Annotated in this window: 14 protein-coding genes; 5 read left to right on the forward strand and 9 right to left on the reverse strand. The window is 38.3% G+C overall.

Annotated elements, in window-relative coordinates; translation table 11 throughout:
* Positions 1 to 28 precede the first annotated feature (28 nt).
* Both metH and TYM08_RS09180 read right to left on the reverse strand, forming a co-directional pair.
* The gene (gene metH / locus TYM08_RS09175; protein ID WP_422382673.1) at positions 29 to 3,703 is read right to left on the reverse strand and encodes a methionine synthase; all 3,675 of its coding nucleotides are present in this window, start codon (positions 3,701 to 3,703) and stop codon (positions 29 to 31) included.
* 595 nt (positions 3,704 to 4,298) lie between these two features.
* The gene (locus TYM08_RS09180; protein WP_422382674.1) at positions 4,299 to 4,508 is read right to left on the reverse strand and encodes a hypothetical protein; all 210 of its coding nucleotides are present in this window, start codon (positions 4,506 to 4,508) and stop codon (positions 4,299 to 4,301) included.
* A 301-nt stretch (positions 4,509 to 4,809) separates the two neighbouring features.
* Between TYM08_RS09180 and TYM08_RS09185 the strand changes: the two genes are divergently transcribed.
* The 4 genes from TYM08_RS09185 to TYM08_RS09200 all read left to right on the forward strand — a co-directional run bounded on the left by TYM08_RS09185 (position 4,810) and on the right by TYM08_RS09200 (position 10,161).
* A complete protein-coding gene (locus TYM08_RS09185; protein ID WP_422382675.1) occupies positions 4,810 to 6,828 on the forward strand; it encodes a protein O-mannosyl-transferase family in 2,019 nt (672 codons plus the stop codon).
* A gap of 233 nt (positions 6,829 to 7,061) precedes the next feature.
* Positions 7,062 to 7,658: a rhomboid family intramembrane serine protease gene (locus tag TYM08_RS09190; protein WP_422382676.1), complete on the forward strand. Its 597-nt coding sequence runs from the start codon at positions 7,062 to 7,064 to the stop codon at positions 7,656 to 7,658.
* 145 nt (positions 7,659 to 7,803) lie between these two features.
* Positions 7,804 to 8,616, forward strand: coding sequence for a M23 family metallopeptidase (locus TYM08_RS09195; protein ID WP_422382677.1), 813 nt, complete (start codon positions 7,804 to 7,806; stop codon positions 8,614 to 8,616).
* 897 nt (positions 8,617 to 9,513) lie between these two features.
* Complete coding sequence (locus TYM08_RS09200; RefSeq protein WP_422382678.1) at positions 9,514 to 10,161, forward strand: hypothetical protein; 648 nt, start codon at positions 9,514 to 9,516, stop codon at positions 10,159 to 10,161.
* Positions 10,162 to 10,544: 383 nt separating this feature from the next.
* Here the strand turns inward: TYM08_RS09200 and TYM08_RS09205 are convergent, their stop codons facing one another.
* From TYM08_RS09205 to rsxA, 7 genes are read right to left on the reverse strand one after another with little or no spacing between them, the layout of a single operon-like run.
* Positions 10,545 to 11,327 carry an alpha/beta fold hydrolase gene (locus TYM08_RS09205; protein ID WP_422382679.1) on the reverse strand — a complete coding sequence of 261 codons (783 nt, stop codon included), beginning with the start codon at positions 11,325 to 11,327 and terminating at the stop codon, positions 10,545 to 10,547.
* Entirely contained in the window at positions 11,327 to 12,019 is a 693-nt protein-coding gene (locus tag TYM08_RS09210) for an electron transport complex subunit E (RefSeq protein ID WP_422382680.1), read from the reverse strand. Before TYM08_RS09210 ends, TYM08_RS09205 begins: the two co-directional genes overlap by 1 nt.
* A gap of 7 nt (positions 12,020 to 12,026) precedes the next feature.
* A complete protein-coding gene (gene rsxG / locus TYM08_RS09215) occupies positions 12,027 to 12,725 on the reverse strand; it encodes an electron transport complex subunit RsxG (protein ID WP_422382681.1) in 699 nt (232 codons plus the stop codon).
* Positions 12,722 to 13,756: an RnfABCDGE type electron transport complex subunit D gene (locus tag TYM08_RS09220; RefSeq protein ID WP_422382682.1), complete on the reverse strand. Its 1,035-nt coding sequence runs from the start codon at positions 13,754 to 13,756 to the stop codon at positions 12,722 to 12,724. Before TYM08_RS09220 ends, rsxG begins: the two co-directional genes overlap by 4 nt.
* Positions 13,757 to 16,165, reverse strand: coding sequence for an electron transport complex subunit RsxC (gene rsxC, locus TYM08_RS09225; protein ID WP_422382683.1), 2,409 nt, complete (start codon positions 16,163 to 16,165; stop codon positions 13,757 to 13,759).
* Positions 16,162 to 16,746 (reverse strand): electron transport complex subunit RsxB, encoded by a 585-nt coding sequence (gene rsxB, locus TYM08_RS09230; RefSeq protein ID WP_422382684.1) that lies wholly within the window; start codon positions 16,744 to 16,746, stop codon positions 16,162 to 16,164. The genes rsxC and rsxB overlap by 4 nt, the downstream gene beginning before the upstream one ends.
* A 9-nt stretch (positions 16,747 to 16,755) precedes the next feature.
* Complete coding sequence (gene rsxA, locus TYM08_RS09235) at positions 16,756 to 17,340, reverse strand: electron transport complex subunit RsxA (RefSeq protein ID WP_422382685.1); 585 nt, start codon at positions 17,338 to 17,340, stop codon at positions 16,756 to 16,758.
* A gap of 268 nt (positions 17,341 to 17,608) precedes the next feature.
* Here rsxA and TYM08_RS09240 point away from each other — a divergent pair, with 268 nt between their 5' ends.
* Positions 17,609 to 23,977, forward strand: a complete 6,369-nt coding sequence (locus tag TYM08_RS09240) for an OmpA family protein (protein ID WP_422382686.1) — start codon at positions 17,609 to 17,611, stop codon at positions 23,975 to 23,977.
* Positions 23,978 to 24,079 lie beyond the last annotated feature (102 nt).

Below are 24,079 nucleotides of genomic sequence, written 5' to 3' on the forward strand. Positions count from 1 at the left end.
TATAGATATTACAACAAGTTACAACCAACTAATAATCCAAAACAGGACGCAACCATCTTTCAATAGTTTCTATATCCATCTCTGGACGACGCTTAGCTAAGTCTTCCACTTGGTCTTTATTAATCTTACCCACACCAAAATATTTAGATTCAGGGTGAGAGAAGTACCAGCCACTTACACTAGCTGCTGGCATCATCGCAAAGCTTTCTGTTAACTTTACGCCTGTGTTTTTCTCGCCATCTAACAATGCAAATAATTTTGCTTTCTCGGTATGGTCAGGGCAGGCAGGGTAGCCTGGAGCCGGGCGAATGCCTTGGTATTGTTCTTTGATTAACGCGGTATTGTCTAGCGCTTCGTCTTTAACAAATCCCCAATGTTCTTTGCGTACTAGCTCGTGCATTTTTTCTGCAAAGGCTTCTGCAAATCGATCGGCTAATGCTTTGATCATAATCGCATTTGGATCATCGCCTTCTGATTCGTATTTTTTCGCAATTTCTTCTGCGCCAAAACCGGTAGAAGTGATGAATCCACCAATGTAGTCGCCTGCATTAGGGGAGATGAAATCAGACAAACAGTAGTTTGATTTGCCTTCTGGTTTGCTGCCTTGCTGACGTAAGTTTTGAAGTTGAGTTAATAAATTACCGTCTTCATCGCGTACGTCTAAATCGTCTGTGCCGTTACGCTGACATGGCCAAAAACCGATAACTGCATTTGCGGTTAACCATTTTTCGGCCAATATGTTTTTAAGCATCACTTGCGCGTCTGCAAACAATTCTGTGGCGACTTCGCCTACTACTTTATCGGTTAAGATTTTAGGGTATTTACCTGCTAACCCCCATGAGATAAAAAATGGTGTCCAATCAATATACGGCACTAATTCTTCTAACGGGAAGTCTTTAAATACTTTTGTGCCTGTAAATTTAGGCTTAGGCGGTGTGTAGTTTTTCCAGTTTAGTTGCATGGCATTTTGTTGCGCTTGCAAATAGGTCATAGTTGCTTTAGCTTTACGGTTTTTGTTACGTTCACGTACTTGCACGTATTCTTCTTGAATGCCTTTTACGTAATCTGGTTTGATGTCGTCACTTAACAGGTTAGATACTACCGATACCGAACGTGATGCGTCAGGCACGTAAATGACTTGGTCATTTTGGTAGCCTTGCTCAATTTTAACCGCAGTATGGGCTTTTGATGTCGTTGCGCCACCAATTAATAGTGGAATATGGAAATCATTACGCTGCATTTCACGAGCTACATGCACCATTTCATCTAACGATGGGGTGATCAAACCACTTAACCCAATCACGTCGACGTTTTCTTCTCGAGCGGTTTTAAGGATTTTATCCGCCGATACCATCACACCTAAATCGATTACTTCGTAGTTGTTACACTGCAATACAACACCCACAATATTTTTACCAATATCATGTACGTCGCCTTTTACTGTAGCCATTAAGATCTTGCCTTTTGCTTTGGCACCTTCTTCTTTTAATGCTTCAATAAACGGCACCAGATGCGCAACGGCTTGCTTCATAACACGCGCTGATTTAACCACCTGTGGTAAGAACATTTTACCCGCGCCAAATAAATCACCGACTACATTCATGCCGTCCATTAATGGACCTTCAATCACGTGTACGGGTTTATCAGCTTCTAATCGCGCTTCTTCTGTATCTTCAATAATGTGGGCGGTAATGCCTTTCACTAACGCATGTTCGATACGTTTGTTAACAGGAAAGCTGCGCCATTCTTGGGTTTCTTTTTCAGCTGCTACGCCATCACCACGGTATTTGTCGGCAATTTCTAATAATCGATCGGTACCGTCTGGACGACGATTTAAAATTACATCTTCTACGCGCTCTTTTAATTCCGCTGGAATATCATCATAAACCACCAATTGAGACGCGTTAACGATGCCCATTGAAAGACCGGCTTTAATGGCGTGATATAAAAATACTGAGTGAATCGCCTCACGCACTGGGTTGTTACCACGAAATGAGAACGATACGTTGGATACACCACCGGAAATTTTAGCAAACGGTAAGTTTTTAGTGATGTATTCGCATGATTCAATAAAGTCCACTGCGTAGTTATTGTGCTCTTCAATACCTGTTGCCACCGCAAAGATGTTCGGGTCAAAAATAATATCTTCAGGTGGAAAGCCAATTTCCATTAATGTGTCGTAAGAGCGCTTACAAATTTCGTTTTTACGCGTAACGGTGTCGGCTTGACCTACTTCGTCAAAGGCCATTACAACTACTGCAGCGCCATATTTCATACAGAGCTTGGCTTGTTTGATGAAATTCTCATCGCCTTCTTTTAATGAAATTGAGTTAACAATACATTTACCCTGTACACATTTAAGACCCGCTTCAATGATGTCCCATTTAGAGGAATCGATCATGATTGGCACACGGCTAATGTCTGGCTCGCCAGCAAGTAGGTTTAAGTAATGCACCATCGCGTCTTTTGATTCCAACATGCCTTCATCCATGTTGATATCAATCACCTGAGCGCCACCTTCCACTTGCTCTAAAGCTACTTCTAGGGCAGTTGTGTATTCTTCTTCAACAATTAGGCGTTTGAAACGGGCAGAACCGGTTACGTTGTTACGTTCACCCACGTTGACAAACAAGCTATTGTGATCTACATAAAATGGCTCAAGGCCACTTAAGCTCATTCTGTGTGTGTCTTCTTTTAATGGGCGAGGGGCGTGGTTGGTCATTTCTTCAGCGATCGCTTTAATATGCGAAGGCGTCGTTCCACAACAACCACCAATGATGTTTACAAAACCCGCTTCAGCAAAGCCTTTAACGATGCCAACCATTTCTTGTGCGTCTTGATCGTATTCACCAAATTCATTAGGCAAACCCGCATTTGGATGAGCCGAGACACGACACTGACCCACTGCGCTGTTTGATAATGCTTCAACGTATGGGCGTAATTCTTCAGCACCTAATGCGCAGTTTAAACCGATTGAAACAGGATTTGCGTGTTTCATTGAGTTGTAAAAGGCTTCAGTGGTTTGGCCTGACAGCGTACGGCCAGAGGCATCAGTAATGGTGCCTGAAATCATAATCGGTAATTCAAAACCTAACTCTTCAAACACGGTTTTAACAGCAAAGATGGCCGCTTTTGCGTTTAAAGTATCAAAGATCGTTTCGATCAAAATGATGTCCGCGCCGCCTTCTATCAAGCCTTTAGTAGATGCGACATAATCTTCAGCTAATGCATCAAAGGTTACATTTCGAAAAGCAGGGTCGTTTACATCGGGAGAAATGCTTAATGTACGACTTGTTGGACCTAACACACCTGCAACAAAACGAGGTTTGTCAGGGGTTTCTAATGTTTTAGCGTCACAGGCTTCGCGCGCAATTTTTGCTGCCTGCACGTTAATCTCATAGGCAATTTCTTGCATTTGGTAATCGGCTTGGGAAATAGTCGTTGCGTTAAACGAGTTAGTTTCAATGATATCTGCGCCCGCATCTAAGTATTGTTTGTGAATACTTTTGATGATGTCAGGCTGAGTAATGCTTAATAAGTCATTATTGCCCTTGATGTCCATATGATAATCAGAGAAACGCTCACCGCGGTAATCCGCTTCGTCTAATTTAAATTCCTGAATTAATGATCCCATCGCGCCATCTAAAATCAGAATACGTTGTTCTAAAGCGCGATAAAAAGCTTCGATGCGGGGGTTTGACATAATTGGCCTATTAAATAAAGTGTAATTAAAGGTGCAAATAAAAAAAGAGCGCGATTATACCAAAGTTTGGGGCGTTGTTATATTCAAAATTAGAAGGAATTAGGAATTACGAAATTTAAGCCTGGGGTCAGATCCAAAATAAGCCTGTGGTCAGATCCAAAATATTCAAAACGAATGATATTCTGGGGAATTTTAAAAAAATGGATCTGACCCCTGATTTAACAAAAATTTATCATGGGGTCGGATCCAAAATATTCTTAAGGAATCTTAAAATTTAGGAGCCTATTGATAATTTCTAGAATTTAGCTGGTTTTTCTAAGACCAGTACGCAATTCGCCTAACTCAATTATAAATACCTCATTATGTGAATATTTACTAATGATAATAACATCCTCAATTGCGCCGCATTTTTTGATAGCCCTTTAAATGTCACTTATCGAAACCCAATTTAGCGTTTTACAATTCTAAAAATACACTCCAACTTTACTCTTAATTATGCCTTTTATTGTTTGCGCTGCTTTTTAGTCATTGTAGATTGTGTCTTTTCGCTTTTTTCCTTCTATGTTTTTTATTAATGTATTTGGTTGTTTTGCGATCACCTATTATGGATTAAGTGAACACAAAGCATCATTTCAAGCGGATAAAGCTGACGACCTTTGTTGTGCATTTTGGGATAAAATGAATCGATGATAGGCAGAAAAACGCCCCAAGGAACAAGTTCTTCCATTTGATTAAGGAATTTTTCTTTTCGAGTTTGTTTTCGTTTTAAATGGGATTCTGCGTCTGTAAAGCTGAGTTGTTTCATGTGATATATAGGTTATATTTAAAATTAATGGACACTCATATTTTAGCATTATTTAAACAGAGTTTCCTAAAATCTCGTTTGAAATACTTACTTTGATGTGGAGATAAGTTTTTTAGTTATTGAAAGGGGCAAACGAAAAGCATATTCGCTATTGTAGAAGTTATGTTTAAAGTACAACTTAAATGATGATTGAAATACATACAAAATTAAAAACTCTTTTCGAACAATTTTATTAGTTGGTATTTGATTTAAATGCCAAACTTCTATATGTTGCAGCTCAAATTATATTCAGGTTATTGCAATGAAATATCTCAATAAAAACAACTTTCTTCATTTAATGGCATTTATTATCCCCTTGACAGTTTATTTTATAACCTGTTCAACAGGAATAGGGTTCGGTGACACGGCGATAATAATTGATAATATTTATAATATTCGCATTAATTCTCAAGTTAATACTCATGCTTTATCGGTGTTTTTTGGCCAGCCATTTATGTGGTTACCAATTGAAAATATAGCTTTTAAAGCAAATTTAATGTCGGTTGTTGCCGGTGCAACCTCAGTATTTTTATTATATATCGCCTTGTATTTAGCATTTAAAAATCGCCTTATAGCATTTTTAGTTGCAGGTATTTTTATGTTCAATAAATCAATGTGGTGGCATAGCACTGTAGTTGAAAACTATGCAGTCAGTAGTATGATAACGGGTTTAGCATTAATTGCATTTGTTAAATTATGGCAAACTCAAAATAGTCGTTGGTTTCAATTGCTATTCTTCTTATTTGGCATCGGCTTGTACAATCATGTTCAATTTGGTTTTTTAGGAATGGGGATTGGCGTTGCATTTTTAATACAAATACGAAAAGAATCTGATCCTTTAAAATTTTTCATACGATGCTCAATTGCTACTATCATCGGTTTGTTACCGTGGGTAATTACACTTTTATACGATTATAGTATTTCTGGTGATTTTCACCTGACCCTTAAAATGGCGCTTGTTGGGGTATTTGAAAATACATTTTTCTCAGTGAGTTTTATGACTGGCTTACGTGATACTGGATTTGTATATTTGCTTGAATATCCACATATCTTCTTACCCATACCATTTATCGGAATTTATTTTGCTGGTAAAAAAATGGGGTGGTCCTCACCTTCATTTTGGGGCGTACTAACATTTCTAGTCGCAAATACGCTTTGTTTTACTTATTACAATACTTGGGACCGTTTTGCATTTTTGTTGCAATCCTTTATGGTTTTGACTTTTTTTGGAGCATTCGCAATAGATGCATTATTCGATTATTTCGATAAAAATGGGAAAAACTCTTTAAAAATAGTAGTTTCAATAGGCCTTACAGCATGTATGGTTTGGTCAATTCTATTTTATTCATTGATGACTCAGTGGGGAAAAGATCCTAATTCAATTTGGTATAAAAATTGGAATAACAATTATTCAATTAATCTTTACGAACACTCGGAATTTACAATTAATCCTAATAAATCAAATTATCGTGAAATTGATCTTTTTGCTGAACGTTTATTTGCTGTGCTACCAAAAAATGCAATTTATATTGATGATGATTCAAGAACCTATTACCCTATTGTTCAATACTTCCAAGATCTGTTAAAACAGCGTCAGGATGTTCAAGTAGTTTTAATAAATTCATGGGGTATTGATGGGTGGGGTAATAGCCCAGGTGATATTGCAAAAACAATTTCTAAAGCGTATAGCCAAAACCAACCACTATTTATGGCATCGTTGAAGTCGCCTTATTATCTAATTTTGAATAAACTTGATCCAAATATTAAGTTTGAAAAGTTAGCGATTGCTGAAAACCGATGGATTTATAAATTAGTTAATAAAAATTCGGGAAGTTCATTTTTCGATGTGAATAAACTTGATAATAGCTTGTATATTGATTTTGATTCTAGGCATATTTTAAAAACGGACACTATTTATTCAGTTATTCAAGATATGGAATCATTTAAAAATAAATGGGAGTTCCAGGATCAAATATTTGTTGATCTAGTAAATAAAGATAACATTATTCACTTTAATTTTACTAGTGAGGTCGAACAAGAATATTTGATTACACTTTATTTAACGCAAGCAAATGACTTTGGCGAATTTCAATTTAGTTTAAACGAGGAGGTTATTTTAGATAAAGTAAACCTCAAATCATCGGAAGTAATGCCTATTCAATTAAAAGCGTTTCAGCCTGTAATAATTAAACAAGGCCAAAATACAATAGAAGTAAAAAACATCAATGCTAGTTCCACAAAGTTTGGCGTGGATGGAATTAAACTGATAAAAGCTAATTAATTCATGTTTTTAATGTTTTGGGCCAGTTCAATAAGTGGCCCAAATCATTGTTATACGAATATTTTTTAATTCCAAATACTTTCAAAATTTGAATTTCAATTATTCACCCCAATAATTAACTAATGACTCAAAAAACACATTGGTTTAATTGCTTCAAAAGCACTTTATTATTTATTATATTTATCTGGTTGATTAAATTAATCGAGCAGATGTATTTCTTCGACTTTCATTTCATGGCTATCTACCCGCGTGAATTTTCAGGGCTAATTGGAATTTTATGTGCGCCGTTTTTACACGGCTCTTGGGGCCACTTGGCAGCCAATACTTTCCCTTTGTTAGTACTTGGTAGTTTGCATACTTATGGTTACCCAAAAACAAAATGGAAAACGTTGTTGATTATTTTGTTGGTATCAGGAGTAGGAGTTTGGTTATTTGGTAGACCCAATTATCACTTGGGAGCGAGTTCCATCACTTCTGGTTTGTTCTATTTTCTGTTGATAGCAGGGTTATTTCGCCGTGACAGAGTCTCAATTTGCTTAATGCTCATTGCTGTATTTATGTTTGGTAGTATTTTGTTGGGTATTTTTCCTTTAGATCCAAAAATATCCTTTGAAGCGCACTTTTTTGGCGCATTAGGCGGATCCATCTGTGCGTTCTTGTTTGAAAAACAGGATTCGAAACCGCCTGTAAAAGTGTACGAATGGGAAAAAGAAGGGTATTCCATTGAAGATGAAGGTGAGTATTGGAAAATTGGTTATGTAGAGCCTGGCGAGCCTTTACCGCCAATTGATCATCAGCGTGATCAATTTCCACCCATTACTAAAAAATAAATATGACCATGCTACACTTTTAACCTCAACTTACTTTTAAGATTGTAAAAGTAGAGATGTTTTTTTATAACGCATTCAATTTAAACATGTCTAGAGTCTTTCAAACTATAAACATCAAAATAAAAGGGTTTAAATGCAGATATTAATGAGATCAATATTTAAATTTACGTTATTCATGATCGCCACGTTTGCATTGGCTAATGAACCATTTTTAGATATTAAAGGCCAATGGATTCAAGGCGGGTTATTGCATGGACAAACCTCACCAGAAAACGCGATTTATTTATTAGACCAACAGGTGTTTGTGGATGAACAAGGGCGTTTTATTTTAGGTTTAGGGCGTGATGCTCAAAAAGTCATAACTTTAACTTTGAAACAACCCGACCAAACTATTCAAGAATATTCATTTGAAGTCACTCAAAGAGAATATGACATTCAAAGCATTACCGGTATCCCAGAAAAATACGTGGAGCCTGACAAATCAGTTACCACACGTATTGCAAAAGACAGTGAACAAACCTTTAAAGCAAGACAAACTTTTCGTGAGACTGATGAGTTTCGTAAAGGATTTATCTGGCCATTATTAGGAAGAATCTCAGGAGTTTATGGCAGTCAACGAGTATTTAATGGTGTGCCCTCAAGACCGCATTTTGGATTAGACATTGCCGCGCCAACAGGTACACCCGTTAACGCACCAGCATCAGGGGTGGTGACGTTAGCACACGATGATATGTATTATTCTGGCGGCACGTTAATTATTGATCATGGACAGTCACTGTCTTCAACGTTTTTACATTTAAGCAAAATACACGTAAAAGAGGGCGATATAATTAAACAAGGGCAATTAATTGCAGATGTAGGATCAACAGGAAGATCAACAGGCCCCCATTTAGACTGGCGTATGAATTGGCATGACCAGCGTATTGATCCGTTTTTATTGCTGCCAGACCAACTTTAACGCAAATTTAATACGTGTGATTTAATGGTTAATAAATGAATTTCTTAATTATTAAAAGCCGACATTATAATGATGATGTCGGTTTTTTGTTTGCCCAGCAAAGCTGGAAACCCCGATGAGCTGAAAGAAGCTCTATACCCAGACTAAGGGGAAGATAATCTGAATGGCAAGGGCGTCACTGGCTAACGGTGGGGTCTAAAGGAAGCCATAAGAAGTTAGAGGTACACAACTAACCGTAAACTGTTTCGGTAATTTTGGTGGGTCAGCGTGCAAAATAGCGCAACGCCCGATTCTTAGTCAAACCAATTTTGTGATTGAGGGTGGCATTTCTAACAGGGATTCAGCGCATTAACTGGGGAAGCCTGACACCTAAACTTATTTTTAATAAGTGTCATTTATTCAAGAGGAAACTCAAGTTTAATTGTCGGTGGGAGGTGGCAGATGGCAGATGGCAGATGATCCCGTAGTAGTGAGTAAGGCAGCCCGTAATGGTGTAGAGGATAAAACCCAGCCGACCATCAACAAAGTTTCTATTTTCAAAAAATATAAAAAATAAGTTTGATGGAATTGATCCTTGCCAAAAGCATTGGTCGGCGGGAGGTAGCGAAAGTGAGCGTGATACTCAAAAACTTAACGAAATGGATAAGGCGAAGGTTGAGAAGTGTGCAGATGAAGTTGTGGAAAAAGCCGAAAAAGTTACATAGGCGATTGAAGCGTGAGGCTATAAGCCACCATTTGAGTTCATAAAAATGAGTGTGTGGCGAAATAGTGCAAGTACATTAGCTCATATGTCGATGTCAAATAAGTGGTTTAAAGAGATCGGATTATACGAGATGGAAAAAGTTGAAACATTATAATATGGATATGCAACCATATTATGTTTGGGGGAATTAGAAAATGAAAGTATTTATTTTATGTTTAACTTTGTTACTTTGTTCAAATTGCACGGCAACAGAACAAAAAACTGCTATCAGCCCTGAATTATTTGATAACTCATTGAGGAACTTAAATAATTCAACACAAGAATTAATTTTAAATGGTGAAGATTATTATAAAAAAATTGGTTTTTCGAATTTAAGGAAAAAAATGAGGGATGAATTTGGTACACAATTGTGGGCTGAACCTATTATTGAAGAAGATGATGGTATCGTAAATTTTTATTTAAAGGCATTTGGTATATACTTTTTAATAATTGGTCTTGATCATATTGATAGTAATGGAATGAAATTTAAGTATTGGGTTGTTCAAAAGACTTCTAGTGGCTGGGGAGGTGATATTTTTGAAACGAACTTTTTTTTATCACAAAATAAAAATGGAGAAAATAATTATATTTATGAATCAAATCAATTTGAATCACTAATTAGAATTGAAGGGACTGATTATAGTTTTAACTTTAAAAATATTGAGTATCTATACTATCTATCTGCTTGGAAATTCCCAGAAAATTACCAAAATACAGAATTAAGCAATTTCGAGATTGTTCCTTATAAAAATAATCAAGGTCAATTGCAATATAAAAAAAGCTTATTTAGACACACAAGATAAGCCTGAAACCCTTGTGATAGTTAGGCTAATAAAAACTAACTAAGGCACTAGGGGACAGGCTTTACATTTGACATGTAAGACCTGAAAATCATATAGAAAAACCCTAATCCGTTTCGTTATAAATCAAAGAAGCCGAATTTTAGTTCGGCTTTTAGTTAGACTAATTTTGAAATAATCGATAAAACCAACTTTTAAGGGGCTATTCAATCGTTTTAATCTCAAAAATTATATAGATTTAAAAAACTGACTGGGCTGATTAATTGTTATTGAATGTTTGGTAGTGAGTTTCACTGAATTAATTGTGAATTTTCGTTTGCGTTAATAAAATAAGTTAGTGTGTCGCGGCAAGCTCACGACCTACATTCGAAAGTGAAGCTAAACGATTACAAAAACCGCGTCAGCTCTTTCATAAACACTTCTTGTTTTTCAACATGAGGCCAATGTCCTGCCCCCATAATTAATCGTGCTTTGCTATCGGTGAACTTTGATAAGATTAACAGTTGGTCATCAGCGCTTAAGTAGTCTGATAATTCACCTTTAATAAATAGAGTAGGGGCATCAATTTTATTTACAAGCTTAGGCGCGTCTGCAATTTTCTCGTATTGATTCGTTAAAAACTGCCAGTTAAATAACCACTCAAACAATCCTGTTGTTTTATTTTTAGATAAACTTTTTAAAATAAATTGACGGACACCCATTTCAATAATGCCATTTGATAATATTTGATCTGCTTGTTTACGCTGGGTGATTTGAGTTAAATCTAAGTTGGCTATGGCATTAAAAATAGTCTGATGACGATTTTCGTAATGCTTGGGTGCGATGTCGACAACTATTAATTTTTCAATTAATTCGGGCGCATCGTGCGCCAGTTGCATGGCTACTTTTCCACCCATTGAGTGACCAAGTAGTGTGCAGTTTTTAAGATCATTGTCTTTAATAAAATCAATAACCGTTTGTGCCAAACTTGAATAATCAAAAAATTCTAAGTCATCAGACAAACCATGATTAGGTAAGTCTAAACAATACACGTCTCGATCAATGCTTGATTTTTGCGCAATGGTTTTCCAGTTGTCACCAGAACCTAATAGGCCATGTAATATGACCAGGTTTTTTTTAGGTGTCAGTGACTTGGTTTGACTCTCAAAATATTGCGCATGTAAATTCATTAGCTTGATGTCACTCGAACTCGTTTACTGCCAGCTACCACTTTTTTGGCAAAGCGTTTTTCGCGTTCTGAAATTTGATGATCGACTAAGTTTTTAAAGGCGATAATTAAACCCAAACCAATAAATGCACCAGGAGGTAATACGGCAAATATGAAACTTGTGTAGTCTTCAAATACAACCACTTTTAAATGATCGGCTCCGGGAATTAATAATTCCATACCATCAAACAATGTACCTGCACCTAAAATTTCACGCATGCCGCCTAATACTAACAAGACAGCTAAAAATCCAAGGCCCATAAATAAACCATCTAAAGCCGACAACCAAACTGTATTTTTACGGGCGTAACCTTCGGCGCGACCTAATATCGCACAGTTAGTTACGATCAAGGATACAAACAAACTGATCACTTGATATAACTCAAACGAGTAGGCTTGCATTAATAACTCAGCACAGGTCACAAGGGAGGCAATAATCATTACAAACGCAGGTAAACGAATGGTGTCGGGCACATAACTTCTGATTAATGACACGGCAATGTTGGAACCGATGATCACTACCAATGTTGCCAGACCTAAGCCTAATGCGTTAACCACACTGCCTGTAACAGCAAGTAGAGGGCATAATCCCAACACTTGAACCAGTGCAGGATTTTTTCGCCATAAACCGTCAATCAGTAATTCTTTTATCATATTTGGCCTATTGCTCTTTTACAGATATTTGAGTGTGTTTTAAAAATACAGATTTGTTGATGTCGTAAAATTCTAATGCTTTTTGTAATGATTTAACCACGGCTCTTGGTGTAATAGTCGCACCAGTAAATGCATCAAAATCGCCACCGTCTTTAGTGACTTTCCAGTTGGCATTGTTTAAATTTTTATTATCAAAACCTGTAATCCACTGGGATTTTTTGATGTCAATTTTATCACCTAAGCCCGGTGTTTCTTTATGCTCAATGACACGCACACCTAATACTTTACCCTCTGGTGAAATAGCAGCTAACATTTTAATGTTACCTGTATAACCGTCAGGTGCGGTAATCGGTAAAATAATGGCTTGAATTTGGTGATCATTAAACCCTAAATAATATACATCGTTTAATTGTAAATTTAATAATTCAAGTTGATCAAACTGTTTGTCAAATTCGTGTTCGTCATTTAACACGTTATTATCAATTAAGCCTTCTGGCATTAATTCTAAAAGTGATTTCTGTTTGAAGTCTTTTACATTTTGATCAATAAGATCAGCGGTAGTTATTTGTGTAATACCAATTAATCCCGCTGTAAAAAATGCAAACAAGGCAAGACCAATGGCATTTTTTGAAATGGATTGAATCAGTGTGAGTTCCACTTTTTGATCGGCTACTTCTTGTGTGTCTAGTTTGTTATCATCTTTCATGCTTTATAGCCTCGTGTTGCTTTAGTTTGGCCATAAGTACGTGGGCGAGTGTAATGATCAATAAACGGTGCACAAAAATTCATTAACAATACCGCAAAGGCAAACCCTTCAGGATTTGGGCCCCATGTACGAAATACATAAACCAAAATACCAATACCCGCACCGTAATATAATTTACCTAAATTACTGGTTGCAGAAGACACTGGGTCCGTTGCAATAAAAAACGCACCCAACATAGTTGCGCCTGCAAATAAGTGCAAAGAGATGGTTGTGTGAGTGTCGCCGTCATAAGAAAAAATCACGCTCATAACAAACAGACCTGCTAAAACACTAACAGGTGTGTGCCATGTAATCACTTTTTGCCAAATCAAAAACAGGCCACCTACTAAATACATCAATGATACCCATTCCCAACCTTGGGCAACAAAGTCACCATAGATTGAATTTTCACGAATTTCTGCTTGGGTTAATGCATCAATACTTTGTTTATATACATCTAAAACCGTGGCACCTGTAAAGCTATCGACGTTTGAGCTTGTAAAAATAGCGCTTAAAGTTTGAGAAAAACTGGCAAGCGTGTGGCTGTCTTGTAATGCAACGGACCAGGTTGTGGTCATTTGTAACGGAAACGAAATCAATAATAATGCGTAAGCCGCCATGGCTGGGTTAAACGGATTATGACCCAAACCACCAAACAAATGTTTAACAAACACAATCGCAAAAAAGATCCCGATGACTAATGCCCACCAAGGTAAAAATGGCGGCACCGCAAGGGCTAATAACATGGCGGTGGTCACGGCGCTTAAATCAGAGATTGAAAACCAAATAGGGCGTTTGCGTAATAATGCAATCATGGTTTCAAAAAATACTGCCGCACTAATAGCAAGACAGACATTAATTAAATACCCCCAGCCAAAAAAGTAAGTTAACGCAGCAAGTGCAGGCACTAATGCCAAACACACTTTGCCCATCATTAACGTAACCGAGTTATGACCAACAACGTGGGGAGACGTGATATTTACAAATGCCATTTACGCATCCTCATTTAATTGTGCAAGGGCAACATCTAATTTGCCTTGCATGGTGGCGACGGATTTTTCAAAAGCAGGAATCAAATCAGGATTATTTGCTTTTGCGTCTTCTAATTTTTGTTGCATGGTGGCTAATTTCTTTTCAGCTTTGGCGACTTTGTCTTGCGCCGCTGCTTTCATTTTTTGTTTAGCTTCAGGATCACTAGCAAGGGCTGCATCAAGTTGTACTTTTAATGCTTCAGCTTTTGCTAAAAACGCAGAAACGTTTTTTTCTAAGCCTTCTACTAAATGTGGTTTTTCTTGCTTGGCGTGTTCAAGTCTGACCGCTGCTTTTTCGTGTTTTTCTTTAGCTTGATCGTAACTTAATTGAATGCTTTCAAGATCTAAAACGGGCTCAGCTTCAACAGGAGTTGTCTGTGCTTCTTGTTTAGGTGCTTGAAATGCTTGTAAAGCCTCTTGAGCTTGCTTGGCTTTTTGGGCGAATTTTTCTAACGATGTCGTTAGCATGTCGACTTTTTCAGGCTCAGAGTCTTTGACATCGGCCAAGCGTTGTTTTGCTTTTTCTAGCTTTTCTTCTGCTTTGTTTGCCTTGGCTTGCAAGCTGTCTAAACATTCAAACGCATCAGCATTTAAAGCAGGCTGTGTTTTTGGATCAAACGATTGGGCTGAGTTAGATCCTGCCTTCGCTTCATCTAATGCTACCTGTGCTTTATTGGCTTTATCGATAAATTTGCCAAGGGCTATTTCAAGTGCACCGGCCATATCGGGTTCAGATATTTTTGATTCTTCGATACGTGCTTTTGTTTTCTCGACTTTTTCAAGGGCCGTTTTTAAATTAGCCTCTAACGTTGCGGTGTCTGTTTTGGCAACCGGCGCTTTTGATGCCGCGACTTTCGCTCTTGCTTTCGCAATTAAATCCGCATCAGGTGCACTGCCTGTTGTTTTCGCTTTTGCAGAAAGGGCCGCTTTGTCGGCACGAGCTTGACGCTTGGCTTCTTTCACTGCTGCTTCTGCATCTAAGCGTGCTTGGCGCGCTTCAAAACGGCCTTTTGCGCGCTCTGATTCTTCGTGTGCTTTGTCTTCTTCACGAATTTTACCTTTGGCGTAACGGTAAAATTGAACCAATGGAATATGGGACGGGCATACAAATGAACAGGCCCCACATTCGATACAGTCTGCTAAGTTTTCTAATTTCGCTTTTTCTAAATCGTCATTTTTTGCGTACCAGTGTAATTGCTGAGGTAATAATCCAGCAGGGCACACCTGCTCACATTGTCCACAACGAATACACGGATTCGCAGGATTTTGTTTAGGTAGCTCTTTCTTTTTAGGTACTAATAAACAGTTGGCGTTTTTAATTAAAGGGGCGGATAAATTATCAGCTGTGAAACCCATCATTGGCCCCCCAATGATTACGCGCTCTGCTTGATTGGCTTCCCACTTTACATGGGAAAGCAATGCTTTAATTGGTGTTCCCATCAAAATTTCATAATTACCTAATGAGCCACCTGCATCTCCCGTTACTGTTGTGATTCTAGAAATCAAAGGATGGTCATTCATAACCGCATCATAAATGGCGTAAACGGTACCGATGTTTTGGCAAACAATGCCAATTTGATTGGGCAGCCCGCCTTTAGGCACTTCTTTACCCGTTAAAATATGAATCAATTGTTTTTCACCGCCTGATGGATATTTTGTAGGGAATATCCGTACTGTGATGTTATTGATTAGGCTGTTTTTTACAGCCTCTTGCATGGCTTGAATGGCTTCTGGTTTATTGTCTTCAATGCCAATAAATACATCTTTAACTTGTAAAATATGTTGGCAAATTTCAATGCCTGTCACTATAGATTGTGCGCGTTCCCGCATCAAACGATCGTCGGCTGTAATGTAAGGTTCACACTCGGTGGCATTGATGATTAATGTATCAATTTTAGAGCTATCTTTAGGATACTTAACATGAGTTGGGAAGCCTGCGCCGCCCATTCCTGTAATGCCAGCAAGTTGAATCATTTCAACTAATGCGCAAGCAGATAAAGTTCGGTAATCTGATACTGGATGTCGATCAATCCAAGTTTCGTTTTGATCAGGTGCTAACACAATACAGGTCGCCTTCATGCTTGATGGATGCACTATCGGACGCTCTTCAATCGCTTTAATGACTCCTGAAGTAGGGGCATGTACATTTGCAGAAACAAACCCATCTGCTGATGCAATTAATTCGCCTTTTAAAACAGTTTGACCGACATTAACCAACACTTTACTGGGCGCACCAATGTGTTGAGATAACGGCAAGACCAATTCATTTGGAATGGGCCCAGTTTGAATAGCTGTTTGGTTTGACTGGTCTTTGTTTTCGGGTGGGTGCACGCCACCTTGAAGCGGATAGACCTTATGTACTTGGCTCATAAATAGGTCTCGCTATTAATTTGTTTGGTTTGAATCAATTCCACACCCATTTTTGGTTGGTCCCAATGCCAAGACTGCAATGTAGTGGCAACAGGCACCATATCAATACAATCCACAGGGCAAGGTTCGACACATAAATCACAACCGGTACATTCTGACTCAATGACGGTATGCATTAATTTGGCTGCACCTAAAATGGCGTCAACAGGGCAGGCTTGAATACATTTAGTACAACCAATGCATTCGTCTTCACGAATAACTGCCACTTGTTTGGGTTTTTCTTCGCCGTGTTCGGCGTCCAAAGACATGGTTTCAACATCAAGTAATTCAGCTATTTGATCAATAGTGGATTGGCCGCCAGGTGGGCATTTGTTAATGTCTTCGCCATTGGCTATTGCCGTTGCATAAGGCTTACAGCCAGGAAAACCGCACTGTCCACATTGTGTTTGCGGTAAAATCGCGTCAATTTCATCAATAATTGGGTCCCCTTCAGGTTTGAAGCGAATCGCCGCAAACCCTAGCAAAGCGCCAAACGCTAAAGACAGTAAAACAAGTGCTGTTATAGATAATGTAAAAATCATGTCGAATCCTTATGCTGGCACTAAACCGCTAAAACCTAAAAAGGCGAGGGCCATAATACCTGCTGTGATCATACCAATTGCGCTGCCTTGAAAAGGTAACGGCACATCTGCTTGGTTAATACGTTCACGCATCGCGGAAAATAATATCAAAACTAAAGAAAAACCAATTGCACCACCAAACCCATATAAAAAAGATTCCATAAACGTATGATTCTTTTTAATGTTTAGCAACGCCACACCTAATACCGCACAGTTAGTTGTAATCAACGGTAAGAAAATACCCAAAACTCGATATAAAAGAGGGCTTGATTTTTTAACCACCATTTCAGTAAATTGAACCACAACGGCAATCACCAAAATAAACGAGATGGTTTGCAAAAACTCTAACTCTAACGGCACTAATAGCCAGTTATAAGTTAAGTAAGCAAGTACGGAGGAAAGGGTCAAAACAAAAGTCGTTGCCAAACTCATGCCGATGGCGGTTTCTAGTTTATTGGACACCCCCATAAACGGACACAAACCTAAAAATTGAACCAACACGAAGTTGTTCACCAAAATAATACTGACAAGCAGGGTGAGATATTCAGCAATCATAATAATCTAATAAATCTTACAGATGAAAAGAGTGCGTATTATCCCGATTGCGCTTATGCCCTACAAGTAGATGTCCAAGTTTTTTAAGTTTTTTTAGTTATATGGTTCTGTGTTTTTTGGTTAAATGATTTTATTTTGAAAATTCGTGACTTACTTCTTGTAAATGTGTGTAATTTTTGCAATTGTGTGATCGATTTTTAAACAGTAATGCCTAATTTTTATAAATCATGGAATTTTTACTTATTAATGCTAATTAACAGGGAATACAATGAAATCCACGGTAAATTTCAATTCTAAATTATTACAATTCGCAAAGCACTCGTTAGTCACGGCTTTAGTCGCAGCGACTGCAACCAGCGCATACTCAATTGATTTTAATGCTTCACAAGGAACGTCAACCGCTTATTTGGCACAAACCAACCTAGTTGATAATCAATTCTCAATTAACTTAAGTATAAATGATAATGACTCAATTCCAGGTATGTGGGTGGTCTTAAAATCGCCTCAAACTGGGGATATATTGAGTTTCACAGAGCAACATGGCGTAACGGGTGTTTTTGAAACTGATAATGTTGATGCCTATATTTTGAAGCTTTCAGGCATTGCAACTGCCGCGCAATATCAAGAAATAGCAAGAACCGTTTCTTTAAGAAGCTCAGTGTCAGGTGCTCGTAAAGTGGATTTTGTATTTGATGACAATAATCCAGACACGTTATATAACATTTATAACAGTCACTACTATTTATACGTACGCCCAGAAGGCTACGATGCAGAAGGTTTAGATGATATCAATATCACGTGGCAAGAAGCCAATATTGATGCAAACACAAAAACGTATTTTGGCCTACAAGGTTATTTGGTCACCATTGGGGACGATCACGAAAATACATTTGTTTATTCAAAAATTGATGACAATACATGGATGGGCGCATCGGATGACCCCGCAACTATTAACGAATTAACGGGTTTAACTACCGTTGAAGATCACTGGTATTGGGTCACTGGCCCAGAGAAAGGTACGCAGTTTTGGCAAGGTAAATCCGTTACACACACTGGTTCAGATCAAGGTTTTCCAGTTAATAATCAGTACTCTAACTGGGATGAAGTGGATGACCAAGAACCAAATAACTATCAAAATCTTAATGAATCGTTTGCTCACTTTTTTGCTAAAGATGAAAACTTAGGTAACTGGAATGACGTACCTAATACAAGTGGTTACTACAAAGTAAAAGGTTACTTAGTTGAGTTTGGTGGATTAGACGTAGATTCAACCTCATTAGTATCGACTAAACAAGTGATTGTTGAAACTAATCAAGCACCAAGTATTGCAGTGACATTAGGGGAGCTAATTGTTGAAGGTTCTGCTTCTGAAAATCAACAGATTGCGACTTTTACTGCATCTGATATAGAAGATGCAACAGCACCAACAAGTGATTTTAAAACAAACTCAAATACGGAAAATTATTATTTAATCTCAGGGTTAAATATTTTGTTAACACAATTGGGAGCTGATTTCGTAAATGCTGGTGGCGTATTGCCTGCCATTATTTTAACAGCGACGGACTCTGAAAATTCAAGCACTGATTCAACCCCAGTGACGCCTATGTCTGACTTCAATAACGACGCACCTGTTATATCAGTTACGTTAGGGGCGGATGTAGTTGAACATTCGGCAATGGATTATCAAGTTGTGGCTACTTTTTCTGCAACGGATGAAGAAGACGGCACGCCAGCGATCACATTCGAATCAAATTCAAATGCTAGTGCTTATTACGAGATTTTGGGCTCAAATGTCGTACTCTCACAATTGGGTGCAACTGCAGTTAATGCAGGTAACGCATTGCCTGAAATTCAATTAACAGCTACCGATTCGCAAAATTTAGCCACGGATTCAAATGCTGTGACGCCTGTTACCATGCTAATAAACGATTCGCCTGAAATTACGCTGACATTAGGCTCTGACATAGTTGAAAATTTAGCAACTAAAGATCAAATTGTTGCTAGTTTTGTTGCAACCGATGAAGAAGACGGCACGCCTGCAGTGACTTTTGCATCAAATACTGACATGTATTATACGATTACAGGTTCAGATGTTGTGTTAACTCAAGCGGGTGCGGATGTTGTGAATGCAGGTGGAACATTGCCAAGCATCACATTACTCGCGACGGATTCTGATTCTGAGGCAACCACTTCAAATTCAGTAACGCCTGTTAATGCTTCAACTAATGATGCGCCTGAAATTACACTGACGTTAGGTTCTGACGTGGTAGAAAATTCAGCATCTAAAGAACAAGTTGTTGCTAGTTTTGTAGCAACCGATGAAGAAGACGGAACGCCAGCAGTGACTTTCGTATCAAACACTGACATGTATTACATGATTACAGGTTCAGATGTTCTGCTAACACAAGCAGGTGCAGATGCCGCTAACGCAGGTAATTCGTTACCACTTTTTGCTTTAACAGCAACTGATATAGAAAACTCAAGCAGCACGTCAAGTTCTGTAACACCCGTCATAACTCCAACAAATGATGCCCCTGAAATTACGCTGACATTAGGTGCAAGCGTAACTGAAAATTCAGCGGCAATGGATCAAGTGGTTGCAACGTTTGTAGCGACAGATGAAGAAGACATTATGCCTTCTGTTACTTTTGCATCAAACGCTGACATGTACTACATGATTTCGGGCTCGAATATTGTGTTGACGCAAATAGGGGCTGATGCTGTAAACGCTGGTGGAATCTTGCCTGCTATTACATTAGTTGCCACAGATTCTGAATCAGAATCTATGAATTCAAATTCAGTTACACCATTGATTACACCAACAAATGACGCTCCAGCAATTTCCTTGACGTCGGACGCCAGTGTGGATGAAGAATCCGCTTCGAAAGATCAAGTGATTGCCACTTTTGTCGCTACCGATGAAGAGGACGGCACGCCTGTTGTTGCGTTTGAATCACCAAATGATTATTTCGTAATTGTAGAAATGAGTGTTGTGTTAACTCAAATGGGTGCTGATTTTGTCAATGCTGGTAACTCATTACCAAGCATTACGTTAACGGCTACAGACTCTGATGATTTGGAGACGACTTCAAATACAGTGACACCAATAACAAGTTTGTTGAATGATGCGCCTGTTATCACTATTACATTAGGCGATAACGTGGTTGAAAATTCAGCATCTGTTGATCAAGTAGTTGCAACGTTTGTAGCAACAGATGAAGAAGACATTACGCCTTCAGTTACTTTTGCATCAAACGCTGACATGTACTACATGATTTCAGGCTCGAATGTAGTGCTTACTCAAAAAGGTGCGGATTCTGTGAATGCGGGTGAAGTTTTGCCTTCAATTACATTAATAGCAACAGATAGCGATGCTAAGTCGGTGGATTCAAATACCGTTATGCCAAATACAACTTTGGTGAATGCAGCGCCTGTTATTACCCTGATATTAGGTTCTAACATTGATGCTCGTACTGTTAAAGGCCAAGTGATTTCAAGCTTTGTGACTTCTGATGAAGAAGATGAAAATGCGCCTATGGTTGAGTTTAAAACAAACTCCAATACAAATGACTACTATGCTATTTCGTCAATGAATATAGTGTTGACTCAAGCGGGTGCAGATTTTGTGAATACAGGTGGATCATTGCCAGCAATCACACTTACTGCAACGGATACAGATAATGCCAAAACCAATTCAGCGCCAGTTACACCAATAATCGGTGACTTTATTGACACGGATATGGACGGCATTTTAGACAGCATTGAAGGTGAGGGCGATTCAGACGGCGATGGTATTCCAAATAATTTGGATATAGATTCTGATAACGACGGCATTAACGATTCTGAAGAGACTGCTAACGATTTTGATGAAGATGGCATTGCTAACTATTTAGATTTGGATTCAGATAATGATTCAATCCCTGATGCAATTGAAGGCAATGTTAATTCTGACGATGATGATCAGCCTAACTATTTGGATTTAGATTCTGATAATGATGGCTTACCTGACTTTGTTGAGCAAAATATTTTCTTTATTGATGAAGATCAAGACGGCATTACCGATCAATTAGACACGTCATTTGTAGATGGAGTTGATGCTAATAACGACGGTCAAATTGATGATATTGTATTAATTGATACGGATTCTGATTCTATCCCTGATTATATCGATCCTGACTCTGATAACGATGGTATTTATGATTCACTTGAAAGCGATTTACTAGATGAAAATGGTGCGCTTAAAGATGCTGACAATGATGGCATTGCAGATGCGTTTGATATTGATGAGCACACAGATAGCGTTGATTTAAATAATGATGGCATTGCTGACAATGCGATGGCGTTAGATACAGACTCAGATGGTAAGCCAAATTATGTGGATTTAGATTCTGATAATGATTCATTATCAGATTTACGCGAAGCAGTTGGTTTCCCAAGCAGTTTAGATCTAAATGAAAATGGCGTAGCGGATCAGTTGGATACTCACATTACCAACCCGATTGACACAGATGAAGATGGCTTAGCCGACTACATTGACGTGGATTCAAATAATGATGGTGTATTTGATATTGAATCAACAATATTTGCCAATCAAGATGCTGATAAAAACGGGTCAGTTGATTCTTTATTAGATGAAGATAACGACGGCATTATGGATGTTGTGGATTATGAGCCGACTATCTACGGTAATTTAAAAGACCAAGATGGCGATGGCATCATTAATAGTTTAGATCCAGATGATGACAACGATGGTATTTCTGATGTGAAAGAAAGTGAGGGTGGCAATGACCAAGATAGTGATAATGATGGTTTACCTGATCGCTTAGATACTGATAGCAATAATGATGGCATTCTAGATCAAGTAGAGGCGGGCTTACCAGAACCAACAGGGTCAGATGAAGACCAAGACGGTATTGATGATGCCTATGATGCCGATATGCCTGGGGCAATTGATTTAGATCAAGATGGGTTTGCAGATTTTGTCAATCCAACGCCTGCTCCAGCACCTGAATTAGATAGTGATAACGACGGAATTCCTGACTCGCAAGAGAGCTATAATTTACCGCCTTTGGGCAATGATACCGACACTGACGGCATTGACGATCGATATGATGTGGATCAAACCGGTGGTAAAGATGCGAATAACGATGGTATTGATGATGATTTAGTAGCTAATAACGATGTTGATGGCGACGGTACGCCCAACTACTTAGATGTGGATTCTGATGGTGATGGGCATTTAGATAGCATCGAAAACGGCGACTATAACGAAGACGGCGTCAGTGATTATTTACAACCTGAAGAGTCATTAACAACCGGTATTCGTGGCGCGGGTTCATTATCACCTGCTTTGATTTTAGCGATGCTTTCTTTGATGTTTGGTCGAATATTACGTTTAAAGAAAGTGGTCGTGGCTGTTTTTGCATCTATGGTATCTATGTTTTCAATGTCGGCGCAAACAGCTGACATGAGTGCAGATATGAATAAACCCGAAGTCTCTAACTTCACCGTGTGTCATAAACACGATCCAAGTATGTTAGATAATCTTGGTGATTCAGCAGAGCAACCTAGTGCTTTAAACTGTGTATATGGTGGCTTGGGTTTGGGTATGTCATTGCTCTATCCAGATGATGAAATCAGTAGCTGGAAAGTAGAAAGTCATGCTTCTACTGCTATTAATGGATTAGTGGGGTGGCGTTTTTCGCCACGTTACTTCACTGAGTTGCATTTACACGGCTTAGGTAATGCAAAAATTGAACACATTAACCCAAATATTACGAATGAAGAGCGCCTTAAATACTCGGCTATTTCGTTGCATTTAGGTGGGTATTTATTTGATATAAATAAAGAGCGTGAAATGAAATTTAACCCATTTGCAAAAGTGGGCATCGCGTCATTATCTTCTAAAGCATCAGATAACATTGTGCCTGTGGAGCAAAAGAATAATATCCAATTAGCGCTGTCTATTGGTGTACAAAAGCAACTAAATAAAAGCTGGTTTGCACGTTTTAATGTTGAAGGGTTTGATAAAGATGCAAAAAGCTTAAGCCTGTCTATTCAACGCTATATCGGTTCTACCGTGATTGTTGATAATTCAGAAGTAGAGCAAACAATGATTCAACCAGAGCCTGTTGTTGAAGAAGTGATTGAAGAAGATGTGGTTGAAGTTGCAGTGTTACCTGTTATTCCAAAAACATACTGTAAAGAAGTACCAGACGGACTCGAGCTAGATGAAAACGGTTGCCCAATTTTACATAATGCATTGGTGAGTATTTATTTTGATTTTGATGATGGCAGTCTGAATCAAACAGCTATTGAAATCACAGACAAAATCATCGCATTTATGAAAGCTAACCCAGATTATGTGTTTGAAATACAAGGCAATACGGATTTAGAAGGCACGGTTGAGTACAACAAAGGGCTATCGTTAAAGCGTGCACAAAATACGCTGGATTACTTGGTTGAACAAGGCATCAAAAAAGAGCGGTTAACCATTATTGCTTTTGGTGAGTCTTTACCGATTGTTAATGCAGAGAACCAATATCTGTCCGATGATAAATTAAGACGTGCTGATTTTGTTATTTTGAAAAAAATTGACTACTACTCGGATGTAGACGCACCTAAACAAGAAGATTAGAAATAGCCTGGGGTCAGATCCAATTTAAGCCAAAATTTAAATTAGGGTCAGATCGTACGCCGTTACCGGCAATATATCTAGCAGGTTAAAGTCCTGTCCTAG

Source organism: Marinicellulosiphila megalodicopiae, assembly GCF_045862395.1.
Classification (GTDB): Bacteria; Pseudomonadota; Gammaproteobacteria; order Pseudomonadales; family Natronospirillaceae; genus Marinicellulosiphila; species Marinicellulosiphila megalodicopiae.